The sequence below is a fragment of the Leptospira gomenensis genome (assembly GCF_004770155.1).
Classification (GTDB): domain Bacteria; phylum Spirochaetota; class Leptospiria; order Leptospirales; family Leptospiraceae; genus Leptospira; species Leptospira gomenensis.
The window spans coordinates 72,122-94,410 of sequence record NZ_RQFA01000032.1; the positions used below are offsets into that span (position 1 = coordinate 72,122).

Annotated in this window: 17 protein-coding genes; 9 read left to right on the plus strand and 8 right to left on the minus strand. The window is 46.8% G+C overall.

Annotated features, from left to right (window positions below; genetic code table 11):
* The first annotated feature begins 22 nt into the window (after window positions 1-22).
* The 3 genes from EHQ17_RS07065 to EHQ17_RS07075 are packed head-to-tail and all read left to right on the plus strand — an operon-like array spanning window position 23 to window position 6,296.
* Entirely contained in the window at window positions 23-3,043 is a 3,021-nt protein-coding gene (locus EHQ17_RS07065) for an LIC11755 family lipoprotein (RefSeq protein ID WP_135592419.1), read from the plus strand.
* Window positions 3,040-4,488 carry an LA_2168 family protein gene (locus EHQ17_RS07070; RefSeq protein ID WP_135592421.1) on the plus strand — a complete coding sequence of 483 codons (1,449 nt, stop codon included), beginning with the start codon at window positions 3,040-3,042 and terminating at the stop codon, window positions 4,486-4,488. The genes EHQ17_RS07065 and EHQ17_RS07070 overlap by 4 nt, the downstream gene beginning before the upstream one ends.
* Window positions 4,485-6,296, plus strand: a complete 1,812-nt coding sequence (locus EHQ17_RS07075; protein WP_167881181.1) for a phospholipase D-like domain-containing protein — start codon at window positions 4,485-4,487, stop codon at window positions 6,294-6,296. Before EHQ17_RS07070 ends, EHQ17_RS07075 begins: the two co-directional genes overlap by 4 nt.
* Here the strand turns inward: EHQ17_RS07075 and EHQ17_RS07080 are convergent.
* A complete protein-coding gene (locus EHQ17_RS07080; RefSeq protein WP_135592425.1) occupies window positions 6,290-7,639 on the minus strand; it encodes an O-antigen ligase family protein in 1,350 nt (449 codons plus the stop codon). The genes EHQ17_RS07075 and EHQ17_RS07080 overlap by 7 nt on opposite strands.
* 115 nt (window positions 7,640-7,754) lie before the next feature.
* Here EHQ17_RS07080 and EHQ17_RS07085 point away from each other — a divergent pair, with 115 nt between their 5' ends.
* Entirely contained in the window at window positions 7,755-9,065 is a 1,311-nt protein-coding gene (locus EHQ17_RS07085; protein ID WP_135592427.1) for a glycosyltransferase, read from the plus strand.
* A gap of 77 nt (window positions 9,066-9,142) precedes the next feature.
* Here the strand turns inward: EHQ17_RS07085 and EHQ17_RS07090 are convergent, their stop codons facing one another.
* The gene (locus tag EHQ17_RS07090; RefSeq protein ID WP_135592428.1) at window positions 9,143-10,204 is read right to left on the minus strand and encodes a glycosyltransferase family 9 protein; all 1,062 of its coding nucleotides are present in this window, start codon (window positions 10,202-10,204) and stop codon (window positions 9,143-9,145) included.
* Window positions 10,201-10,803 carry a DUF4254 domain-containing protein gene (locus EHQ17_RS07095; RefSeq protein ID WP_135592430.1) on the minus strand — a complete coding sequence of 201 codons (603 nt, stop codon included), beginning with the start codon at window positions 10,801-10,803 and terminating at the stop codon, window positions 10,201-10,203. Before EHQ17_RS07095 ends, EHQ17_RS07090 begins: the two co-directional genes overlap by 4 nt.
* 127 nt (window positions 10,804-10,930) lie before the next feature.
* Between EHQ17_RS07095 and EHQ17_RS07100 the strand changes: the two genes are divergently transcribed.
* Window positions 10,931-12,703 (plus strand): patatin-like phospholipase family protein, encoded by a 1,773-nt coding sequence (locus EHQ17_RS07100; RefSeq protein ID WP_135592432.1) that lies wholly within the window; start codon window positions 10,931-10,933, stop codon window positions 12,701-12,703.
* Here the strand turns inward: EHQ17_RS07100 and EHQ17_RS07105 are convergent.
* The 5 genes from EHQ17_RS07105 to EHQ17_RS07125 all read right to left on the minus strand — a co-directional run bounded on the left by EHQ17_RS07105 (window position 12,686) and on the right by EHQ17_RS07125 (window position 18,527).
* A complete protein-coding gene (locus EHQ17_RS07105; RefSeq protein ID WP_135592434.1) occupies window positions 12,686-13,327 on the minus strand; it encodes a nucleoside phosphorylase-I family protein in 642 nt (213 codons plus the stop codon). The genes EHQ17_RS07100 and EHQ17_RS07105 overlap by 18 nt on opposite strands.
* Window positions 13,317-15,254: an AMP-binding protein gene (locus EHQ17_RS07110; RefSeq protein ID WP_135592436.1), complete on the minus strand. Its 1,938-nt coding sequence runs from the start codon at window positions 15,252-15,254 to the stop codon at window positions 13,317-13,319. The genes EHQ17_RS07105 and EHQ17_RS07110 overlap by 11 nt, the downstream gene beginning before the upstream one ends.
* Window positions 15,255-15,260: 6 nt before the next feature.
* A complete protein-coding gene (gene argC, locus EHQ17_RS07115; RefSeq protein WP_135592438.1) occupies window positions 15,261-16,277 on the minus strand; it encodes an N-acetyl-gamma-glutamyl-phosphate reductase in 1,017 nt (338 codons plus the stop codon).
* A gap of 109 nt (window positions 16,278-16,386) precedes the next feature.
* On the minus strand, window positions 16,387-17,490 hold the full coding sequence (gene recA, locus EHQ17_RS07120; protein WP_135592440.1) for a recombinase RecA: 1,104 nt from the start codon (window positions 17,488-17,490) through the stop codon (window positions 16,387-16,389).
* A 218-nt stretch (window positions 17,491-17,708) separates the two neighbouring features.
* On the minus strand, window positions 17,709-18,527 hold the full coding sequence (locus EHQ17_RS07125) for a hypothetical protein (protein ID WP_246057439.1): 819 nt from the start codon (window positions 18,525-18,527) through the stop codon (window positions 17,709-17,711).
* 182 nt (window positions 18,528-18,709) lie between these two features.
* On the opposite strand from EHQ17_RS07125, the gene EHQ17_RS07130 reads away from it, so the two are divergent.
* From EHQ17_RS07130 to EHQ17_RS07145, 4 genes are read left to right on the plus strand one after another with little or no spacing between them, the layout of a single operon-like run.
* On the plus strand, window positions 18,710-19,099 hold the full coding sequence (locus tag EHQ17_RS07130) for an HIT family protein (RefSeq protein ID WP_135592441.1): 390 nt from the start codon (window positions 18,710-18,712) through the stop codon (window positions 19,097-19,099).
* 25 nt (window positions 19,100-19,124) lie between these two features.
* Window positions 19,125-19,502, plus strand: a complete 378-nt coding sequence (locus EHQ17_RS07135) for an LIC11742 family lipoprotein (RefSeq protein ID WP_135592443.1) — start codon at window positions 19,125-19,127, stop codon at window positions 19,500-19,502.
* A gap of 43 nt (window positions 19,503-19,545) precedes the next feature.
* Entirely contained in the window at window positions 19,546-20,928 is a 1,383-nt protein-coding gene (locus EHQ17_RS07140; RefSeq protein ID WP_135592445.1) for a TldD/PmbA family protein, read from the plus strand.
* Window positions 20,928-22,262, plus strand: coding sequence for a TldD/PmbA family protein (locus EHQ17_RS07145; protein ID WP_135592447.1), 1,335 nt, complete (start codon window positions 20,928-20,930; stop codon window positions 22,260-22,262). Before EHQ17_RS07140 ends, EHQ17_RS07145 begins: the two co-directional genes overlap by 1 nt.
* Window positions 22,263-22,289: the final 27 nt, after the last annotated feature.

A 22,289-nucleotide genomic window follows, 5' to 3' on the forward strand; every position in this document is an offset into this window, starting at 1 on the left:
AACCGTTGTCAACGGAGGAAACATGAAACTCAAATCCTTATTTTTCGTTTCGCTTTTGCCCTTGTTCGTGGTCTGCTCCGGAAACGGCAAATCGCCGGTCTGGGCGGGTCCTTTGCGTCCCGGAGAATTTAAACTTTGGTATCGACCGGAAATTTCCCTAAATCCCGAACTCGTACGGGAGAATTCGGAACGTTGGAATCATACGGAAGTTCGTGCGGAAGTCGTCGAGGGAGGAGTTTGCCTTTTCGCCGGAGCCGTTCCGGTTTTCGCGGTTTCCGTTTGTGTTCCGGATGACTCTTTCGGTTCGAATCAATTAGAATTTCAGAATATTCTAACATTCTGGAAACGGAACCGGAAAGCCAGATCGGACCGGATGGTCTTTCCGTTTTCCGAATCCGGGGAGGCGTTCTTATCCGTTCGTCTTTCCAAAACGATCACGGAGGATTTGAACGAGAATTGGCTGGTTCTTTCCGGGGATGCGGAACTTGACTCCGTTTTGGACGGGATCGGATTCCCCCGTTCCAACCGAAGATCCGTTTTCGAGTCAGACTCCGAAATTCGGCCGCATTCGGTTCGTCTTTGGAACGGGTTTAGCGTTTTTGCCGGTCCGAGTCTGGTTCGAATCATATTCCATTCTCCTTATATTCTAGATTCGGAAAACGTTTTGGTTCTAGAAATTCCGGGTGACGTTTCCGTCCTTTCCGATTTTTTTGTATCGATCGAGGACCACAATCGGGAGGTTGCCGCGTTTTGTAAAAACGAACTTCCTTCCTTGACCGAATGGTTTGCCGGAACGGAGGCTCCGCTCGGTCGTTTTTTCGAAGTTGGTAACAAAAATGAATACGCGGTTTGTACCGCGAAAGCCGACGTAAAACTCGGAGAAAACGAATATTCCCTTTGGAAAAAAACGGTTTTTTTGATTCCGGGAGAAACGATTCTCCGGATCGAAACGGACAAACCGGGATTCGGGGTCGCATTTGAAAAATTTCCGTGGGCCTCTCTCAAAAAGGCCGGGTCCATTTCTATGACGGACGGGACTCGGACGAAAATTTTTTCGCTTTCCGAGAGGACGTATGAGGAAGGCGATTCCTATTATTCCGTCCAAAACGAAAGTTATTCCGTATGTGATCCGGAGATTCTTCCTAGGTTGTCCGATCGATTCTGCGGAAACCCCGGGCGGATCGAAACCTCAAACGATCCGATCGACAAACGAGACTTTTGCGGTTTGGATTCGTTTCGTTTGGAGGAAGTAAATTTTACCGGTATTTTCGCGTCCGGAAAATTGGAAGAACGCGGTAAATTTACCGACTTGGAATTCACAGGAGAAGCCGCTTGTGATCCGGACTCGCTGTCACTCTTGTTCGCGGGTTTTGAAGTTCCGATTCGAACTTCCGATCATAGGATTCATCCGGGCCAAATTCTTACCTTGGGGAGCGGGGACTTTCTGGAAAGGAAGATCCTTTTGTCCAAAGCAAATTTGAGAAAATTAGAATATTCTAATTCTATTTCCCTCCTTGATAGGGTTTCCGGACGGAAAAAGGAACTGTTTTCGATTCAGCCCTGGATACCGGTTTTACGCAGAACGGACGGTTACGTTTTGTCCCTACTTTTCCGGGAAGGAAACTGGATTCCTCATCCTTTTTCCGGCTCGGAGACGATTTTGGAAGATCTTCGTTTTAAAAACGCGATGGATCCGGGTATCAAGACGAAAGCCGTATTTCCGGAAATTCAGCCGAACGCCGAAATTTCCGAAGTTTCCTGGATGGGTTCGTACGAGGGAAATACCGCGATCAGCGCGGATCGTTTTGTAGAACTCGATTCGTCTACGGAGGGGTTTCGGCGTTTGGAAATCGGAAACGATTCCCCAGTGCGATCGTATTTGATTCCGCTCTCGAAAGGAAAAAACGTTTTCTCTTCCGGAAATCTCGTTTGTTTTCCGGACGCGATTTCCTGGATTCTTCCGGAGTTGTCTTTGGGATCTTCCGGAACGATTCGCCTTCTTCCCGAGGAGGGGATTTTCGTTTCGGATCGGCTCGTTTGGAATCAACAGACCGGACCCGGGGTGAATTCGACTTCTCAAAAAACGAGGCGTTCCGCGGTATCCGTCCGCACATTGGGGGGAGAACGGATTTGGAAAAGCAGCGGACTTTCGGATCCGACTCGCCGCAAAACGAGTTGTCCCGGAACGGAAGCAAGCCCCGGAGAAGAGAATCGCATTCATCCTTTCTTATATAAGGAAAATGGAAACTTATCGAATGCTCTCGATCCGATTTTGAGTTGGAATTTTCCCGGTTTTCTGGACGTTTCCGAAATTACACTGTTGCAAAACACACCCGCTCAGACGCAGTCTGAGAGAAGAACGGAAGCGGGGCGTTTTCTAGAGGTCTGGAGTTCGCTCCTACCGGTTTTGTCGGGCGGTTTCGTTTTTCAGAAAGATATCCTAACGTATCTTTTTCCTTCGTTCGGAGAAGGGTTGATCTTGATTCCCGCTTCCACCGGAATTTTGATCGATTCGGTTTATCCCCATCCTGCCGTTTCCTCCAACGAATGGTTTACGCTCTGTAATCGAAGCGATTTTGCGGTCGATATGCGTTCCTTGGAGATACGCGATTCTTCCGCGGCGGATCGTATCGTGGAATACTCGGCGCGTTTCGGAAATTCGCTTCCGGAAGGTTGGAATTCGTTGTATCCGAATTCCCAAAGATGGATTTTTAACGAACGATTTCTCTATTCGGGGGAATGCGGTTACGTGTTGTCTCCAGGTTTTAAAAACGAAACCCTTCCGTTTACGGAGACAGGTTACGGAAAAATTTTTACGATCGATAAAACCGCGACGATCGGAAACGGAATCTCCAAAAACGAGGGACTGGATTTATTCCAGGAACGTTCTTCCGGCTTTGTACACCTTCATAGTTACGGTAATCAACGTTCTCCGCGTCCTGCGACTATTGACGCGGATACGGGCAACGTGATTCGTCTCAAAGCCGGTAAAACGGGCGGTGGTATAGAAGATTATTCTATTCTAATAAAGGAATCCTTATGAGAACGGCATTCCTTCTGTTGTTGTTTTCGTTTCCGTTTCGTGTTTTTTCCGCTTCCGAAAGTTCCGGTTGGTACGAGTTCGGCTGGTTGGGTTGGGGTTTGGGAAGTTCCGGGAAATCCTTGTCTAGTTACGCCGATCCCAAGGAGGCGATGCAAGAAAGGACGGAAAAAGAATCGCGGATCCTTTCTTCCGTTTTTCGTTCCGGAGTCGATAAAACCTTCTCTACGGACCGGTTTCGATGGAAAATTCAAACCGACCTTTCGTTGTCGCCCGATTCAGGAATCGCCTTTTTTGCGGGAAAAAATCTCTATCTGGAATGGAAGACTAAAAATACGTCCGTATTTCTCGGACGAAAGCGGGAGGAAACGAAACGATCGTCGTTTCGGGATTGGATCGACGGAACGGACGGTGTCATCGTCGAATCGTCGTTTGGTGATTTGGGTAGAATCCGTTTGGATCTGTTCGATTTTTATTCCGGATTTCCCTTATTCGAAAAAAAGGCGTTTGCTGAAAAAATTCTGAAATCCAAACCGAAGATGGCGGTTTCCTCGGAGAAGGACGGGGAACGAGTCGTTACGGAAGAGAATACTTCTAACTCTTCGTTTCAAAACCGTTATCGAGGAGGGGTTTCCTATGGCTGGAGTTCCGAGTTTTTGGACGCAGGAATCCGATTTCAGTATTTGAATCTTCAAAATTGGGGAAATTTTTCGAACGATTTGAAAGCCGACCCGAGTTCGAACGTTTCTTCGGGGGACCGGGATTATCTCACGCATTCTACCGTGGAACTGAATTGGAAGTGGAACGGATTGTATTGTTTTCTTTCGGGAATTTTGGCGCGTGGGCAGGACAAAACGAATTGGAATCGGAATAGAAATTCGTCTTCGATCCCGATTTCCGGAGAGGCGATTTTGGTTTCCTTGGGCGTTACACTTCCTTTCGGAGATTTTCATCTTTTCGGATTTCTGCCCGATCGTGACAAACGAAATTCTCAGGATGAAGTTTTAGAGTTGGGTTTTGTCGGCATGGGCTCTTCTCCTTCTCCCGTGTTCGCCACGATTCAAAGTTTGGATTTTTATCCTTCCGCTTGGATCACGGACCGAGGTTTGGAAAAACGTAACACAAGACAAGGAGGAAGAAGGCAATCGGCTTGGTTCGGAGCCGATTTGGAATATAAGAAATCTCTGTATCAGGTTCGTTTGTATTTTGCGTCGTACACGTTCCTTTCCGAAACTGGAGAACATTCGGGAGCTCTGACGATTTCCAAAGAAACGTTTCAGAGACGATTCTTTCGGGAATTTTGTCTTCAAGGTTCTTTTTATTTTCCTTCGGAGAATCCGAAAATTCCGTTTTCGTTTTTGAAACTTTCCTTGGGTGGATGGATCGGGGATCCGAGTTCCGATCAAAAGGAAATTTTTTTCCAGATTCAGACCGGAGCGATTTTATGAAGGTAGTTGGTAGGATTTGTCTTCCGATTTGGTTCTGTTTTTTTTGTTCCGTCGGAGATTCTTCGAACGATCCCTGGTTCGACGTTCTAAGACCGAGAAGGATCGAATCCTATTTTTCCTTTCCGGGGAGATACGTTCCTGAGTCCGCAAAAAGGAACGTTCGAAACGAGATTTTGGAACTGATTCGCGGAGCTCGTTTTTCCGTGGACCTCTGGATTTATTCCTTCGACGATCCGGAAATTTTGCAGGAATTAAAAAACGCGTCACAACGGGGAGTGAATATCTCGATCGTCGCCGATCCTGAAAAGGATTATCCGCTCGGTCTGAATTCTTTGGGTTTGTTCCGGCGTTGGGAAAGATCCGGTTTACAACATTCTAAAATACTAATCATTGATCGAAGACGGGTTTTTTTAGGATCCGGAAATTTTACTTGGTACGGTTTGGAAAACGATTGGAACGGTTACGTCGAATTCGATCTTTTCGATCGGGAGGTGGAAGATTTTTATTCCTTTTTGGAGGAGGATCCCCGTTTTGTTTCCTTGGATATATCCCCGTTTCAATTTTTTAATTCTCCCTCGAAAGGTAGAACCATTCAAAATCTGCTTTTACGGGAAGCGGACCTCGCCTCGGAATCGATTCGTTATTTGATTTTCGACCATTACGATTCCGTTTTTAGCTCCCGATTGAGTTTAGCCGATAGACGCGGAGTTAAGGTTCGCGGAGTTTACGACTATCCCGTGGACGACGAAGGAATTTTTTTATCGAAAAATTTTCTGAATTCAGGATCCCGAATTTTCGCGGATGGAAACGAAGAACGCGTCGATACGGATTCCTTCGGAAAAGGTGGTTTGTTGCATCACAAGTCGATTCTCTTCGATGGTCGTGTGTTGTTGTCCGGATCCTTTAATTTTTCGATCAGTGCGCGCGATCAAAATCGTGAACTATTATTTCGAACCAAGGATCCGTATCTTTTGGAAACGTTCGGAAACGAATTCGAACGAATACGCCGCGCTTCGATTCCCCACACAAGGGACGAAAGCGGAGGATCCTCCTCGGAGAACGGATCGGTGTGGTTCTTTCGTTATCCAGACGACACGATCCCGTCCGGATCGGAGCAGTTTCTTTGCAGAGATAAATCCTCGGAGGAGGAGACTTCCTTTTTGGAGTCCGGTTCTTTTTTTCTCAAAAGTATCCTCGAATACCGTTTTAAAATCGGTGAATCCTGTAAACCCTTGAGTTCTTTTTACGCATCTAGCAGCGGTTATACGGGAAAGAAAACCAATCACCCGGTAAAATCCTCTTCGTTTAGAAAGAAGTCGTATTTGCGCGGTAAAACTGGCGAGGTTTTGATCGAACCGGATGTTTCCGACGAACAGGAACTCGGTCCGGTATTCGAAAAGCCGGTTTATCTGTTCCTTCCGGACTTTTTCTCGATCGTTTCCGGGCTGGTTCGATTCCCGGAAGGAAACGACGAGATCGGACCGGTTCGAAAGGTATTTTCGTATTATCGAGGAACGTTAGACGAAATTTCTTGGTCGCAAGGGTCCTCTTCGTTCCGGATTTTTCCCGCTCTTTCGGACGCGATGATTTTTTTTGAAGGTGACTCCTACGTTTCTGCGTTTTGTTTTCATTCTGCGGATCGGGTCGGCGCGGAATGGAACGAGCTGATCGACGAGATGATTTCCTATCGGAAGTCAACCTTTACGGTCGAAGGGAACGGGACGGTTTTGGACTTCAAGAAAGTCGAACTTGAAAAACGAGCGTTGGAGGAGAGAAGTCGAAGCAAAACCTCGTGCTTCCGCTATTGAGATTGGTCGTTCCGCGTAAAGTTTCTATCGTTGTTTGCCGGAGATGTTGTTTCGTGGGTTGTCCTCAATAAAAAGCCGCAGAGGATCCAAAAAAGTATGACCACTTCGTCGTCTTGAAAGTAACACTGAAACAAACCGGAAACGAAAAATCCGGAGAGACCGAAAAAATACAAGGATTCGCCGTAAGGAAGATTCAAATATACTAATTTACGATATAGGAATGTTCCTAAGGTCAAAAAAAGTAAAAAAGCGGGAAGTCCGAACACGGCCAATAAATGAAAGGAATCGTTGTGTGCGTGACCGCGTTGTGTCGTTTCGTAGAAATAATACAATTCCGGATAACGTTCGGAGTGGTCCTTTCTGGTTTTTTCGATTTCCCGATTGTAATTTCCGGGTCCGATTCCGGTGATCGGATTTTCACGGATCAACGGAAACGTGGAATCCCAGATGAACGTTCTTCCCGAGTCGGTGTGTTTTTGTTTTCCGAAAAGCGGATCGGTGATCTTTTGACCCGCTTCCGTAAAGGAAAGGCCGATGCCTAAAATCAAAAGAACGAAAAGACCGGCGGAAGCGAGGAAGAGTATTTTGGCTGTGGGAAGTTCTTTTCGAATGGGACCTAACACGAAAAAGGCGGTAACGCAGGAGAACATCGCTCCTATCATCGCGGAACGGGCGTTGTTCAGAAATACTACGTATAAAAAAAGAAGAAGTATGATTCCGTTTCGGAAAGAAGCCTTTTTGTCGTTTTCAAAAAGGGATTTGAGAAAAAGAAACGCGGGCAACGGAAAGAAAAACTGCAATAGACCGCCGAAGGTCAAGTGTGTATTCATCAAACCGATCGGCAAAAACAGCGGAATTCCGACGATTTGACCCATCGGATGTGTGAATTTCCAGTTCGGAGAATCTCGATACAAATCGCTGATCAATCGGGAAAGGCGGACCGAAGAAAAACTGGAAACGATTCCAGTGATTAAAAGAATCCAAAAAAGGATACGCAAGGCTTTGAAAACGGCGGGAAACTCCTCCTTTCGGAGATTCCAAGCTACGACCACTCCGCTAAAAAGAAATACGTCCTTTAACTCCGCGTTCCAGGCGGTTTTCGCATACGACAGGAAATTATTTTCGTAACTCGCGTGGATCAGAAAGTTGGAAAAATACCAACCGAAAAATAAAAGCGCAACGAGGATCGTCGGTTCTTTCCAAAACCCGGAGGTTTTTGGACGGAACAAGGTTGAGAGAAACGCAAGAACCAAAAATCCCTGGCTGAGCGAGACCGAAACTCCTATCGTTACGATACTGGCGCAAAATAAAAAAAGAGTGATTTTTCTAAGACGTTCCGACATCTTTTCCAATCGATTGAATCCAAATTCTCGGAAAGCGGAGAATTGTAAATTCGATATTTTTCCGCACGCTTGTGGATCGATGAAAACGAGTTGCGACGTCCATTAGGAGACTAAAATGAGAATTCTTTATTTTTCCGATACGTTTCTTCCTAAGGTGGACGGCGTCGCCATTTCGATGAAAAATTTCGCGGAACTTCTCGCGCAAAGAGGACATTCGTTTTTGATCTGTTGTCCGAAATACGGGGAAGGCGACTTTGATCGGATCGGGGATTCGATTCGAATCGAACGTTTTCGCAGCGGTTATCTTCCAAGTTATCCGGATATCAAGGTAGTACTTCCCTCTCCGAGTAAGATCAAACGGATCATAAAAGAATTCGAGCCGGATTTGGTTCACATTCACACTCCGGGTCTTTTGGGTTTGTACGGAATCAACGCGACCGAAAAATACGGAATTCCCACGATAGGAACCTATCACACCCTCATGTCCGAGCAGGATATGTATCTTTCCTTTTACAGATTGTTAAAACTCGACAAACTCTTTTTACGAGCCAGCAAGTCGAATAAAAAGCTCAAGATGAAGGATCTGAGTAAGATCGAGAAGTTCGACAAGTTCAATATCCGCAAAAAGATCATCCTGAAAATTTCGAACAATATCTACGAACGTTGCGATCTGATCGTTTCTCCTTCGCACCTGATCGAAAAACAACTCAGGGACTTCGGTTTAAAAACCAAAATCGCGGTCATCTCCAACGGTTTGGATTTGAAGAGTTTCCAAGGAACGATCAAAAAACTTTCCTCGGCTCCGAAACTCCTTCACGTGGGGAGAATTTCCTACGAAAAAAATTGCGACGTCGTTTTGAATGCGTTTAAATTGATTCACGATCGGATTCCCGAAGCAACGTTAACCATCATCGGAGACGGCCCGGCTCTTCCTTCCTTGAAAGTGCAGGCTCAAAATTTGGGCTTGGAGAAGTCGGTGATCTTCACCGGTTTCATCAAGCGGGAATCCCTTCCCTCCGAATATCCGAAATACGACCTTTTTCTCACCGCTTCCACGATGGAAACGCAGGGTCTCGTGATTTTGGAATCGGTCGCCTGCGGACTTCCAGCCGTCGGAGTGGATTCTTTCGCCATTCCGGAATTGATCCACGACGGTAAAAACGGTTATATCGCCAAGGCGTTCGACGTACAAGGTATGGCGGAAAAAGCGATCACCATTCTCAAGGATCCGGCTTTGTACGAAAAATTTTCGGAGGAGTCGCTCGCTATCTCCAAAGGTCATGAGATGAGTGTTTGTGTGGATAAGATGGAGGAAGTTTACAAGACTATCGCCAGCGTGAAAAATAAGAAGAAAAGAAACACCCTCATCAATATGCTTTTTTCTCTGCCCGATCCTTTGGATCAGTTTTTACGATACTTCGAATAAATCGATTTCACCGTACAAACTGAATATTAGAAATACGGAATCTTATTTCTCCGAGTCGGCTACGGGTTAGGGAGAGGTCAGAACAATGTGTTTATGTTGTAAACAACACGGATACGTTTGATTACGTCCTCGGGTTGGATCCACTCCATACAGGCGAAATCTTTACGAAAGCAGGTCGTGTTTCCGTAGATGCTGCAAGGTCTGCAGGGAAGATTATCGATTTGTAATACTCCTGAATCTTCCTGCCCGAAAGGTGCAAATCCGGAATAGGGATGGGTGGTTCCGTAAATTCCTATGACGGGTCGTTTTAAAAGCGCGGCGATATGAACGTTCGAGGAATCCATCCCTATCATAAGATCCATTTTTTCCATGATCCCGAGTTCTCCCCGGATTCCGAGTTTTCCGCCCGATACTATCTTTAGGGAGTCCTCGCTTCCCTTACTCCAGTCCTCGAGAATTTTCGATTCTTCCTTCGAGCCGAAGAGGAATATCTTCACCCCTGGAAATTCTTCGAGAAGCAGTTTCAGCAGATTTCTACTTTTTTCACGAGGCCATTCCTTGAGTTCGTGCCCTGCGAACGGGGCAAAGCCGATCCAAAGACTTTCTTTTTTTTGAATATTCTGGGATCCGAAAAATTCCTTCGCGAATATCTTAGACTCAGGATCCACGTTGATCCAAGGTCCTTTGCGGACCGAGGCGGGAAAACCGGCGTTTTCGAAAACTTTAAGATATCGATCCACCGTGTGCGGAAGCGGAGAAAGTATCTTTTTTTTCTGTCGGATTTGCCTGAGTTTTTCCTTTCTTCCTTTTACGATCCGAAATACCCCGATCCCTCGGATGGAAAACAGTAAACTGATCAGGCGGGAGCGGACGGAAGAATGTAGATCGATGATTTTTTCGTAGGGACCGAGTTTGTTGATTTCCTGAAAAAGACGATAGAGTCCGCGAATCCCACGATATCGTTTTAGATTGAATCCAACGACGTTTACGTTGGGAATATTGTAGAAGAAGGGGGCGTAGTTACCCCGTGTAACGATCGTTAGTTGAATGTTGGTGTATTTCGCCGCGATAGCGATGATCGCGGGTGCCATAAGGGCCACGTCCCCCATGGCCGAAAAACGCATGACCAGTAAATTCATGATTTTTTGGAATACAAGGAAGGATTCAGGTTTTGATCGTTGTACATTTTCATCTGCCTGTAAACCTTATAGAACTTATCCCCTTTTTGCAGATCGTCGAGAAGTTCGTCAAGACAGCGTGACAGATCGACCCTTTGTTCCAAAAGGACCTCCAACTTTTTTTTGCAAGTATCGATATGCGTTTGGTCGGCGTCTTTTCTTTGGGTCTGCTCTTCCATGTGATAGATTTTCAGTTCCAGAATGCTCATTCGATCGATGAGCCAAGCCGGCGTTTCGGAATTCATACGTGCGGTCGGTTTTCGGGCGACGTCCTTGTACTGGGAGGATATTCTATCATCGAGAATTTCTACTAAATCCGTCCGCTCCTGATTGAGTTTGTCGATCTGTCGTTTGAACCCGACCAAGTCCTTATCCGGAAGGTCCGGTCTGCGAATTTCGTCTTCTACGTGCCATTGGATCGTATCGATCTGATTTTTGCTGTAAAGAATGGATTCTACGCTGTCGGCCGGAAAGGGATTGGGAGAAGGGGCCTCCTTTTTATGCCAATCCAATACGGATTGCCGAAAAACGGATACGACGGAGTTCGCTTGTAAGGTCATTGTGTATAACTTCGAGCGACGAGCCAGAAAATCAAGAGAAAAGCGTCGAAACGGTTCCGATTCGAAACCGGAGCTTTGAGAAATCCTTTACATTCTCGTCGGATTGATTTAGAGTCAACGGCGTTCTATGGCACGAAAAATTCATCCAGAAATTCTGAAATTTCTTTCGGGAATTTCCCTCTTTCAAAAATTGTCTCCCGCCGTTTTGACGCGTATTTATCAAAACATAGAGGAACGGAACGTCTTCAACCACGACGTTATCTACTATCGAGGGGACTTATCGGATAAGTTGTTCATCGTTCGACACGGAGAAGTGATGTTGACGTTCGGAGAATCGGGGAAGGCAGTGAAGTATTTGGGCGAAGGGGAATTTTTCGCCGAAAACAGTCTGATGACCAGAACACAACACGCGGGTTCTGCGGTGGCCGTGATGGATTCTTTATTGTATGTTTTGGACGGGCATTTTTTTCTCAAACTCGCGGAAAAAGAGCAAATCCTTTCCGGAAATTTAATCCGACTGATGAGCAATCGTTTTCGGGAACACCTGGAGCCGGAGGTTAAACTTTCTTCGGTTCCGCGCAGAATGATCTGTCATATTCCGTTGGAAACCGTACAAGGTTACAAAGATAAACTCGCCTCGATCGTAAGGATAGGCGGTAATTCGCACGAAGGAAAGATGACTTTGCTTTCCATAGAATCTTTCGAAAAACAAAGTCTCCAGGATTCGATAAGAAAGTTATCCCAGTTGCGGAATCAATTCCCCGTAATCCATCTTTACTTTCAAAACCCAGGTTTAAAACCGGAGTTGGATAAGCTCGTCTTTCAGGCGGATCAGATCGTATTCTGGGAGGACAACCCCGAACGGAATCAAAAAAAGAAAACGGAGATTCTCACGTATTTCCGTTCCCGGATTCGGAACTTCGCGGGAAGAACGATCCGATACATCGATTCCTCTAGTTCTATCCTTCCCGAGGACAGCGTAAAACATCAGAAGATTTTCCATCAGGAAGAAACCTTCGGCAGATATCTCGTTTCCCGCACCAGAGGACTTGCGTTAGGCGGTGGAGGCGCGCGGGCTTTGGCGCACGTCGGTCTTCTGAGAGTATTAGAAAGAGAGAATATAAAGGTGGACTTCGTTTCCGGGGCTTCTTTCGGCGCGGTGATCGCCGCTTTGTATGCGCGCGGAGAAAACACGGATTCCATCCACAAGATGATCTATAAGTTTTTCGGGGGAATCGACAAACCTTTCGATCCCACGGTTCCGCTCGTTTCGTTTTTCAAGGGAAAAAAGATGAATCGTATGCTCAAGGAAGCGTTCGGTTCCACGTTGATCGAAGATATGAAAATTCCGTTCGTCACTTCCGCCGTAGATTTACATAGCGGAGAGGAATACGTTATGGATCGTGGTCCGGTTTGGGAGGCGCTCGCCGCGGCGATGAGTTTACCGGGGATGTTTCCCCCCGTGTTTCACGGAGATCATCTGCTCGTGGACGGCGGTGTGATCAACAATGTTCCCGAAAATTTAATCCGACAAAAGGGTGCCGATATCATCCTTTCCGCGAACGTTTCTCCGCTTCGCGACGAAGCCATCGTGCGACTTCTGGAAGACAGAAAGATAACGGGGAAATCATTCTTTAAGAATTTATGGGAAGATTTAAAGTATCCTCCGATTCTAAAAATCATGGGAAGAGCGATTACTCTGGAAGGAAGGGAAATCACACGGTTGAGAAAGGATAAGATGGATCTGTTCATCAATCTTCATATCGAAGAGTATTCGTTTTTCGATTTCGGTCGGTTCCGGGAAATCATACGCAAGGGGGAGGAAGAGGTGGAGAAACACCTGGAGGAGATCTATGATCTTTTTTATCCGGGTAAAAAGAATTCAAACAAGAAGAGATAAGATCCATTTTTGAAGTCGATCGGATTCGACTCGATAGTTGGTTTTCCATTCCTCGCTTCCGCTCGGTCCCACTCCGTTGGTAAGCGCGAATAACGCGCCAAAAGGGATTTTAAAACGGGAACAAACGGAGGCGAGTCCCCAACACTCCATGTTTTCGAAACCGAGGTCGTTTTCGCGGAGATATTCCAAAACCTTTCCGCTCACGGTTTCGATCGTCAAGGAACCTGTGGCGTTCGTTTTAGAAATCAGAAGTTCCTCGTTCGTATCCGAAACTTGGAACGGATTTTCAAAGGATAGGGAATCCGGAACGATTTCCGGAACGTGGATTTTTTTTTCGATCTTAGACGGCTCTTGAATTTGGATTTCGAAAGAATGACCGAACTTGCCTTTCCAAAAACGGGGATGAATCCAGGGATAGACTCCCGCGGAACCGACGAAAAGAATCTTAGACGGAAGGGTTTGTCCGTGCCGTTTTAGGTCGGAAAGAAATTCCCAGAGTCGTAAAGCGGCCTCCAAATTTCCTATGCCGCAAAGAAAGGTTTTTAACCTTCCATCGGCGGCGATTTTGTCGGACTCGGCGGCGATCGCGGAACAAAGGAGAGTATCCTTCGGATCAATCTTCATCGTTTTCGTACAAGGATTGGATCACGTCGTGATACATCGAGAAAACGACGTTCCGTTTGAGTTTCATGGTTTCGGTCATTTCTTTTCCTTTTTCGAATTCTTTAGGAAGAATATGAACGTGCGCGATTTTTTCGAAGGTTTTGAATCCGGCCTTCGTGGAGATTTTTTCCTTTACGATGTTTTTAAAAAAAACGGAAATTTCTTTGGAGGAATTCCATTCGTTCGGATCCTTGGGAATCGATTTGCCCGATTTTTTGAATTCTTCCGCGACCCTCTCGAAAAACGGAACGATCAAAACTCCGAGATTTTTTCGATCCTGACCGACGACGATCACTTGGTTGATAAATTCCGATTCCGTCAGTTTTGCTTCGATCGGGGCCGGCTCTAAATTTTCACCTCCGGAAAGGACGATCGTATCTTTCGCTCTTCCTGCGAATTTTAATTCACCCGTTTGTGTCCAAGTGAGAATGTCCCCGGAATCCAACCAACCGTCCTGCAATGCCTTGGCCGTTTTTTCCGGTTCTTTATAATAACCCGCGGTTACGTGCGGGCCCTTATGCCAGGCGACTCCTTTTTCTCCGGGGCGGGTGACGATTCTACCGTCTTCTCCCACAAGTTTGATGGAGGTTCCGGGTAACGGAATTCCTATACTTCCGTTTTTTGGAAGAGGGAATTCTCCGATGGCGCCAAGGCCGGTGGTTTCGGTCATACCGTAGGTTTCGATGATCGGAATTCCTGCGCTTCGAAAGAAAAACTGAATGTGAGAGGGCATCGCACCGGCGCCGCATAACGCGAAACGCATTCTTCCCCCGAAAAGATCGCGGACCCTCTGTAGAATTTTGTAGGAGATCACTTTCAACGGATACAAAGTTAGGAGAAGAAGACCGGCCACAAGACGATCGAGTATTTTTTGATTGGGGTTTTCCTCTTCCAGAGAGGAATACGAATCGCGCAGCGTGTCTTGGAGTGCGGTCGTAATCGCAGAGATTTTTACGGCGAAGTGAAACAGATTTTGGCGCAGAGGCGGCGACTTACGAACCGTGTCATGGATCCGTTTGTAAAGTCCTTCCCAAAGTCGGGGAACGGAAACGAGAACGGTCGGTTTCACCTTCTGCATATCCGCCGGGATCGTAGGTACGGAAGAACAAGCCATCGAAGCCCCCCAAGCGATGAGCGTCGTTTCTAAAAGACGTTCCGCGATATGCCAAGGTGGAAGAAAGATGATCGTCCGATCCTGGTACGAACCGGGAACGAATTCCTGAAGTTGATGAATTCCCCAAGTAAAACTTCTGTGATGAAGCATCACTCCTTTCGGAGCCCCGGTGGTTCCGGAAGTATAGATGATCGTAGCGAGATCCTTTCCCGTGAGAATTTCTCCTCGTTGTTGATACGGTTTTTCCCCTTTTTTGAGGCGAAAGGATTCGCCCTCCAGGAGAGCGTCGTCCAAAAAGAAAAATTTGATTCCGGGAAGGCGGGATTTTGCGGATTCCAAATCCTTCCATTTGGAAGGAGGATCGATCAAAAGTATCGTTTTAACGTCCGCAAAACTCGAGGTTTCTTCCAGAAGTTTTTTGAGAACCTTTTCGTTTTCCAGAAAAAGGACCTTAGCTTCCGAATGGGAAAGAATGTATTTGAGATCGTCGAGGGTTGCGTCGCATCCTCGTGGAACGTCCACACAACCGATGGTCACGAGAGAAAGCGAACACAAGGACCATTCGTAACGATTGTCGCAGATCAGACCGGCGGTGTTTCCTTTTTCCATTCCGATCTGAAGTAGAAACGAAGAAAGATTTTTCAGGTTTTCATACCAATCTTTGTAGGAGATTCCCCGAAAATCGCCCGATTCCTCTCTGACCCAATACATGGGACGATCCGCATAAACCGTGCTAACGTCCCGGAGTAAATGGTACAAGCTCGTCTTTTCCATAGGCGTTTACGGGAGTAATCCGGTCGTTTCCGGATTTCCTGTCATTAGGTTGATATTTTGTAGAGCTTGTCCAGCCGCGCCTTTTACCAAGTTGTCCAAGGCGGAAACGACGACTAACGTGTTTCCTTTTCGTCTCAGGGAAATGTCCAGAAAATTCGTGTTCTGTATTTTTTTGAGTTCGATTTCTTCGGGAGTTTTGCGGATCCGAACAAACGGTTCGTTTTGAGAAGAGGAAAGTAGCATTTCCATCGGGTCGGAGGCAGGTTCGGATTCGAATTCCAAGACGATCGTTGACAAAATTCCCCGATACACGGGAAGAAGATGCGGCACGAATATTACTTCCGGTTCGGGAAGATCCGATTTCAAGAAAACGTATTCTCGGATCTCCGGTTCGTGTTGGTGTGTCGTTACCTTATACGCTCGAAAATTTTCGTACACTCCCGTGTAGGAAAAACCCGAGTCTTCGGTTCTTCCGCCGGCACCGGAAACCCCGGATTTGGAGTCGGCGACGATCCTGGGTTTTAGATTTTTTCTGAGTTCGTTTAACAAAAATACGGGAAGGATCACCGACGTGGAAAAACAACCGGGATTGGAAACGAAATCCGCACCCAGAAGTTTTTCCCGAAACATTTCCGGAATTCCGAACACGGCTTTGTCCACGTAGGAGAATCTGGTGTGTTCGAGTTTATAAGCCTTTTCGAATATTTCCCGGTTATGAAGTCGATATACTCCGGATAGATCGATCACCTTGTGACCTGCGTTCAGAAATTTAGGAGCCGCCTCGATGGAAACCTCGTTCGGAACGGCAAGCACGACTAACGAGCCGCGTGGAAGCGGATCTTCGTGTTTTCGAAAAGTCAGATTTTTAGGGAATGGGATTTCCGGAAACACTTCCGAAAGTGTTTTTCCGGCGAGTTTATCGCTCGTGATATGAACCACTTGGTGCGTAGATTGATGCGAAAGGAGGGAGAGAAGTTCCTTACCGGTAAGTCCACCTGCGCCTAAAATACTGATCTCTGTCATAATCCTCTTTTTAAGAGAGAATTTAATCCGGGGAAAAAGCTGTAACTAAAAAAAAACGCCGAATGATTTCTCATCCGGCGGTCAAGGGTTCCTAAAAAGAAAGCCAGTGTTATCCTGCAGCCTGCTCCAATTTCTCTTCTTTTTCTTTGCGGGGCTTTTTCTCCTGTTGCTCCAGCAAAGGCAGACTGTTCAAGTCGCGAATCATATTCTCGACCGTTACTGCCACGTCGGGGTTGTTTTTCAAAAACTCTTTAGCGGCGTCTTTTCCTTGTCCGATTTTTTCCGTATTATAAGAATACCATGCCCCGGCCTTGCTAATGATATCATGTTTTACACCGAGGTCAACCAGAGAACCTTCTCGGCTGATTCCCGCGTTGAAGATTATGTCGAATTCGGCTTGTTTGAATGGCGGTGCCATTTTGTTTTTGACGACTTTTACCCGAACCCGATTTCCAATCGATTCCTCTTTTTCTTTGATGGTTTCGATCTTCCGGATATCCAGACGCACCGAGCAGTAGAACTTGAGGGCGTTTCCTCCCGTGGTCGTCTCCGGAGAACCGAACATGACTCCGATTTTCATTCGGATTTGGTTGATAAAAATAACCACTGTCTTGGATTTTGCGATGGTTCCGGTCAATTTACGAAGCGCTTGGGACATCAGCCTGGCTTGCAGTCCCATATGAGAATCCCCCATATCCCCCTCGATTTCCGCCTTAGGAACAAGGGCCGCTACGGAGTCGATTACGATCAGATCGATGGCGTTGCTTCGGACCAAGGATTCGCAGATTTCCAGGGCCTCTTCTCCATTGTCCGGCTGAGAGACCAAAAGTTCGTCGATATTGACCCCGAGTTTTTTGGCATAGGAGGGATCCAAAGCATGTTCCGCGTCGATGAACGCCGCCACTCCGCCTCGTTTTTGGGCTTCCGCAATCGCGGAAAGTGTCAACGTGGTCTTCCCGGAAGATTCCGGACCGTAAATTTCTACAATCCTACCTACCGGATATCCTCCGATTCCCAACGCGATGTCCAGGTCCAAAGAACCCGACGGAATCACCTGAACCGCTTGTTTGGCCGCGTCCGAGCCCAATTTCATAATTGCGCCTTTGCCGAATTGTTTCTCAATTTGGCTCATGGCCTGTTCGATCGCCAATTTTTTGGAATCGTCTACGTTCAATGCTTCTTCTTTGTTCTTCTTCATAATACCTTCTCCCATAAGTTTTTGCCTCCGGATCATCGGTTCCGAGGCAGGAGCCCGCGTTTAAGAGCGGTTCACTTTTTTTAGTATAAATCAAACTCCGGACAAAAAAAGAATCAGCCGGTTCGAAAAAGTCGGTTTGATTCGATTTTCGAAAATCTTGGGTTTATGTCACCAGGTTTTCTGGAGACAAATCTAAAATAGAAGTAAGTATTTGTATAGTAAATTTTTGATTATTATCGGGAAAGGATCGATTTTTTTTCTTGGTCCAGATCTTTTTGGGATTGGATCGCTTTGCGAAGAGTTTCCCGATTGCGAATCAAAAAACTGCGCAAAAAGAATCCCAGCACGAGGGCTGCGGCGAGGCAGAGTGCAGAAGCGACTCCGAACCGGAACCAAAAGGAGATCGAGGTTTGAGAGGGAAACAAAAACAACGTTCCCGAAGACAAACGCAAAACCTCGCAGTCACGGCACGAATTTTTGCGGGATTTGAAGTAGGCTTGAAAATCCGAAAATGAGAAATTTTTTATTTCCTCGTGTTCCGGAGAATTTTGCGAGTATAACAAAACCTCGTCTTCGGAAAAATAATAGAACGCGGACGTAATTCCCGTTTTCGGAAATTCCACCAAACCGGTGTTTTGCGGTCTTCCGAGATAAAAGTCCACGAAATACGTACCGGTCGTAAAACTGGAAATCTGAGAAAGATTGGGAAATTCCTTTCCCGAAGTAAGAAACAAGAACAGATCCGACTTCGAATTTCGAATCCTAAGTCCTCCCAAATTCGGAATCGTTTTGAGTTCCTTTTGGAGAATTTCTTTGGAGGGAAATTTGGTTTCGGACAACTTGGGTTTTAAAATCGTTTTGAGAACGGTTTCCAGACGAACGGTTTCGTCCTTTTTCCAAACGGGGATCGTTTCGAGGAGCCAAGCACGTTCGACCGAAATCGGATCTCCTAAAAATCTGCGTAAAGAAATCAATCGTTCCGAAGACGAGTCCGCGTTTGCGGAGGAAAAAAAAGGCGAGAAAAGAAAAAGTAGAACGAGATTTCGTTTCATAAATCACACAAGCCGGTTTTTAAAAATAAGTGGTTTCTATCTTCCGAAAAAAACGGATTCTGAAAAGAAGAAATCGGATTTCCCGAGGAAGAAATTCCCGTTTTCGAAAAATGAAAAAGCGGATTTTTTTCTATACATACGACCTTCTTCGGAATACTATACGAATCCGTCCGGTTCCGTTTATGAAAGATTGTCCTATTTGTAGATTCTTTGAGTCCCTTTCTCCGAACGATACTTTGGGGACGTTCGGGGAATTCTCCGTTCGTCACAGCGAGGTAGAAAAACACCTTCCCGGATATCTCTATATCGAACCGAAATCGCATTGGACCTCGTATGCGGATTGGAATCCGGAAAGTTTTTCCGATTTCGGAAACGCGCTCCGTTTCGCCACGCAGTGGATTTACGAATTTCATTCTCCGTTAAAGGTTTATACGGTTACGGTTTCCGAAATGGTTCCCCATATGCACTTTCACCTTATACCGCGTTATACGGACGATCTGAGAGGAATGGATTATATCCGTCTGGCGTTACAAGGACAACTTCCCGAATCGGAGCATATTCGTAATTTATAATGTATTAATCTAAGGAAGGGTCGGAATGAAAACTAAAATCGGAATTTTTTTCTTCGTTTTGGCGGCGTTCGCCGTTTTTACGCAGAGTTGTATCTACCGCGACATCAGAGTTCCCGGACTGGGAACGAACTTCACACAGTATGTCGTTTCCTCGGATGATTTTCAGATTTTGGGAACCGTGGAAACGGAAGGAGTTTATACGAGTTGGTTTATGTTGGTGGTTCTCGGTGAAACCGGTTACAGGGAATTGCTCGATAAATCCAAGGGTTTGGGAGGAGACGAAATCATGAATTACCGTTTCGAGATCCAGGAAACGAGCGTTTTGTTTTTCGTTTGGAATCGGATCAAGTGGAAAGCGACTGCTCAAGCCATAAAATTCAGGGAAAAAATCAAGAAGCCGTGATAGAAACGGACTCTCCTTCGGCTTCGGAGTCTAAAAGGATAGAATGCATACAAACAAAGCCCACCTCATTCTGGAAGCGGGACTTTCCAGACACGCGGATTTCGTCGAAATATTCGAGGAAGAAACCAGATCCTCTTCCGTAAGTTTACGGGATCGGAAAATAGAACAGAGTTTTGCAGGCATCGATTACGGGATCGGAATCCGTCTGATCTACGGAACCGACGTCCTCTACGCTCATACGAACAACGACGATCCGGAGCATTTGATTTCCTTAATCGATCTCTTGGCCGATTCGAGGGCGGCCGCCCGTGGTACGGGGCAAACCTTCGTTCTGCGAGGGGATATACATTCGCCTTCGTTTCCGGCGAACGTTCGTGATCCGAGAAAGGTGACTCCCGAGGAAAAATTGGAACTGTTGTTTCGCGCGGATCGAACCGCAAGAAACGTTTCCGCGCAGGTGGTTCAGGTCAGCGCGTCCGCTTCGGACTCGGTTTCCAGGATCGCAATTTACAACTCGGAAGGATTGGCTCTGGAAGATCTACGTGTGAGAAGCCGTTTCAATATCAACGTCGCCGCCGAAAATAAAGGAGAACGATTCGTGGCTTCCGAAACTCCGGGTGCCGGGAAAGGGTTCGAGTTTTTTACCGACTTACCTGTGGAACAACTTTCTAGAACGGCTGCGGATCGGGCCTTATTGATGTTGTCGGCCGGTTATATCCAAGGCAAAAAAATGCCCGTACTCATGGGCAACGGATTCGGCGGGGTGATCTTTCACGAAGCGTGCGGGCATCCTCTGGAAACGGAGGCGATTCGTAAGAAGTCTTCTCCGTTCGTAGGTAAGTTGGGAGAATCGATCGCGCAATCCTGTCTCACCGCGATCGACGACGGAACCATTCCCGATTCCTGGGGAAGCATTCGTGTGGACGACGAAGGTTTAGCTCCTCAAAAAACGCTTCTGATCGAAAACGGAATCCTCAAAAATTATCTGGCCGATCGTGTCGGAGCGGCCGAGGTGGGAGTTCCTAGAACGGGAAGCGGTCGTCGGGAAAGTTATATGTATGCCCCCGTTTCGCGAATGAGAAACACATACATCGCTCCTGGAAAAGATTCCGTCTCGGAAATGCTGGCGGGAGTGGACTACGGATTGTTCGCCAAAAAAATGGGAGGAGGTTCCGTGAATCCTTCTACGGGAGAATTCAACTTTTCCGTAGAAGAAGGTTACGTTATCCGAAACGGCAAAATCGCGGAGCCGGTACGAGGGGCTACTCTCATCGGTAAAGGAGACGAAATTCTCCCCAAAATCAGTATGGTGGGGCACGATCTGGAGCTCGCTGCAGGCATGTGCGGAGCAGCGTCCGGGTCGGTTCCCGTAACGGTCGGACAACCCACTCTCAAGGTGGATGAAATCCTCGTGGGAGGTCGCTGATGAATCTCGAACAATCCGTCGAATTCGTGTTAGACGAATGTAAGAAGAAGGGACTACGTCACTTCGATCTCGTCGGTGCAGAGTCCAAGGAAGTGGGAATCGAACTTTTTAAGAAGAGGGTGAGTAATACCGAACTCTCCAATTCGAGAGGAATCGGAATCCGTCTGATCGAAAATTCCCGCCCCGGTTATTCCTACAGCGAACGTTTGTCCGAGGATGCGCTTTCGCAGATGGTGGAGGATGCCTTGGCGCAATCCAAGGTTTCCGACGTTTTGGACGTGGACCTTCCCGGTCCCGCAGAACTTCCGAACGTAACGATACGATCCTATGAGGAATCCTTGGAGTCCTTGGGTTTCGACTGGTTGAAATCAACGGGAGAAAAACTCGACGACCTGGCCTGGTCGGCGGGTAGTCAGATAGAAAACGTTCCGTACTCCTATGCGGGTAAAACCTGGAGCAGATTCATATTAGCGAATTCGAATGGACTCTATCATACCGAAAAGTCCAATCTCGTTTCGGCGGGAGTTGCGCTCGTCGCGAGCGACGGAAAGTCCAAAAAAATGGGCGGTTACAGTCGGTCCGGTCTCGATCTGGAAAGAATACAACCCGAGTTGATCGTCTCGACCGCGACCGAACGTTCGATCGCGCTTTTGGGAGCGGAGCCGGTTGTAAGCGGAAGTTATCCGATCGTACTTTCCAATCGGATCAGTCCGCAGATTTTCGGAATGTTTTCGTCTCCGTTTTCTGCGGACGGAGTTCAAAAAGGTCTTTCCCGCTTGGAAGGCAAGTTGGGGACGAAAATCGCATCACCGATTTTGAATGTGTTTTGCGATCCCCACGTTTCCGATTATCCGGGTTCCCGTTTGTTGGACGCGGAAGGCGTTTTGACCAGGAAAAAAGCGGTGATTCAGGACGGGATGCTTCAAACGTATCTTTACAATTTGGAATCGGCGAAAAAAGCGGGAGTCGCTCCCACAGGAAACGCGGTCCGATCCTACGGAGGAAGGGTAGGCACTTCGTTTAACAATTACGTCGTTCCCAAAGGAAAAGAGACTCTGGAAGAATTGCTCGGTCGTTATCCGGAATGTATCTACGTATTGAAGTTGGAAGGCGGATCCGGGTGTAGCGCGGTTTCCGGGGAGATATCGATCGGAGTGCAGGGGTTTTATTATAAAAACGGAAAACCCGTTCATCCGGTGGATCGGATAACAATGAATCTCAACTTTTTTGATCTGCTTTTATCCATCGAAGGGATTTCGAACGAATACAACGATTCGTATTCTTCCGTAAAGATTCCCGACGTATTGATACGAGAAGCGAACATTGCGGGATAAACGTTAGTTTTCGCTTGCTTCCCTTTG

Bases quoted from the DNA above. Each gene is read 5' to 3' on its own strand.
- EHQ17_RS07090 (WP_135592428.1), bottom strand. From the start codon at position 10,204: ATGAATTTACTGGTCATGCGTTTTTCGGCCATGGGGGACGTGGCCCTT.
- EHQ17_RS07085 (WP_135592427.1), top strand. From the start codon at position 7,755: ATGAGAATTCTTTATTTTTCCGATACGTTTCTTCCTAAGGTGGACGGC.
- EHQ17_RS07130 (WP_135592441.1), top strand. From the start codon at position 18,710: ATGAAAGATTGTCCTATTTGTAGATTCTTTGAGTCCCTTTCTCCGAAC.
- EHQ17_RS07095 (WP_135592430.1), bottom strand. From the start codon at position 10,803: ATGACCTTACAAGCGAACTCCGTCGTATCCGTTTTTCGGCAATCCGTA.
- recA (WP_135592440.1), bottom strand. From the start codon at position 17,490: ATGGGAGAAGGTATTATGAAGAAGAACAAAGAAGAAGCATTGAACGTA.
- EHQ17_RS07070 (WP_135592421.1), top strand. From the start codon at position 3,040: ATGAGAACGGCATTCCTTCTGTTGTTGTTTTCGTTTCCGTTTCGTGTT.
- EHQ17_RS07100 (WP_135592432.1), top strand. From the start codon at position 10,931: ATGGCACGAAAAATTCATCCAGAAATTCTGAAATTTCTTTCGGGAATT.
- EHQ17_RS07125 (WP_246057439.1), bottom strand. From the start codon at position 18,527: ATGAAACGAAATCTCGTTCTACTTTTTCTTTTCTCGCCTTTTTTTTCC.
- EHQ17_RS07110 (WP_135592436.1), bottom strand. From the start codon at position 15,254: ATGGAAAAGACGAGCTTGTACCATTTACTCCGGGACGTTAGCACGGTT.
- EHQ17_RS07145 (WP_135592447.1), top strand. From the start codon at position 20,928: ATGAATCTCGAACAATCCGTCGAATTCGTGTTAGACGAATGTAAGAAG.
- EHQ17_RS07065 (WP_135592419.1), top strand. From the start codon at position 23: ATGAAACTCAAATCCTTATTTTTCGTTTCGCTTTTGCCCTTGTTCGTG.
- EHQ17_RS07075 (WP_167881181.1), top strand. From the start codon at position 4,485: ATGAAGGTAGTTGGTAGGATTTGTCTTCCGATTTGGTTCTGTTTTTTT.
- EHQ17_RS07105 (WP_135592434.1), bottom strand. From the start codon at position 13,327: ATGAAGATTGATCCGAAGGATACTCTCCTTTGTTCCGCGATCGCCGCC.
- EHQ17_RS07140 (WP_135592445.1), top strand. From the start codon at position 19,546: ATGCATACAAACAAAGCCCACCTCATTCTGGAAGCGGGACTTTCCAGA.
- EHQ17_RS07080 (WP_135592425.1), bottom strand. From the start codon at position 7,639: ATGTCGGAACGTCTTAGAAAAATCACTCTTTTTTTATTTTGCGCCAGT.
- argC (WP_135592438.1), bottom strand. From the start codon at position 16,277: ATGACAGAGATCAGTATTTTAGGCGCAGGTGGACTTACCGGTAAGGAA.
- EHQ17_RS07135 (WP_135592443.1), top strand. From the start codon at position 19,125: ATGAAAACTAAAATCGGAATTTTTTTCTTCGTTTTGGCGGCGTTCGCC.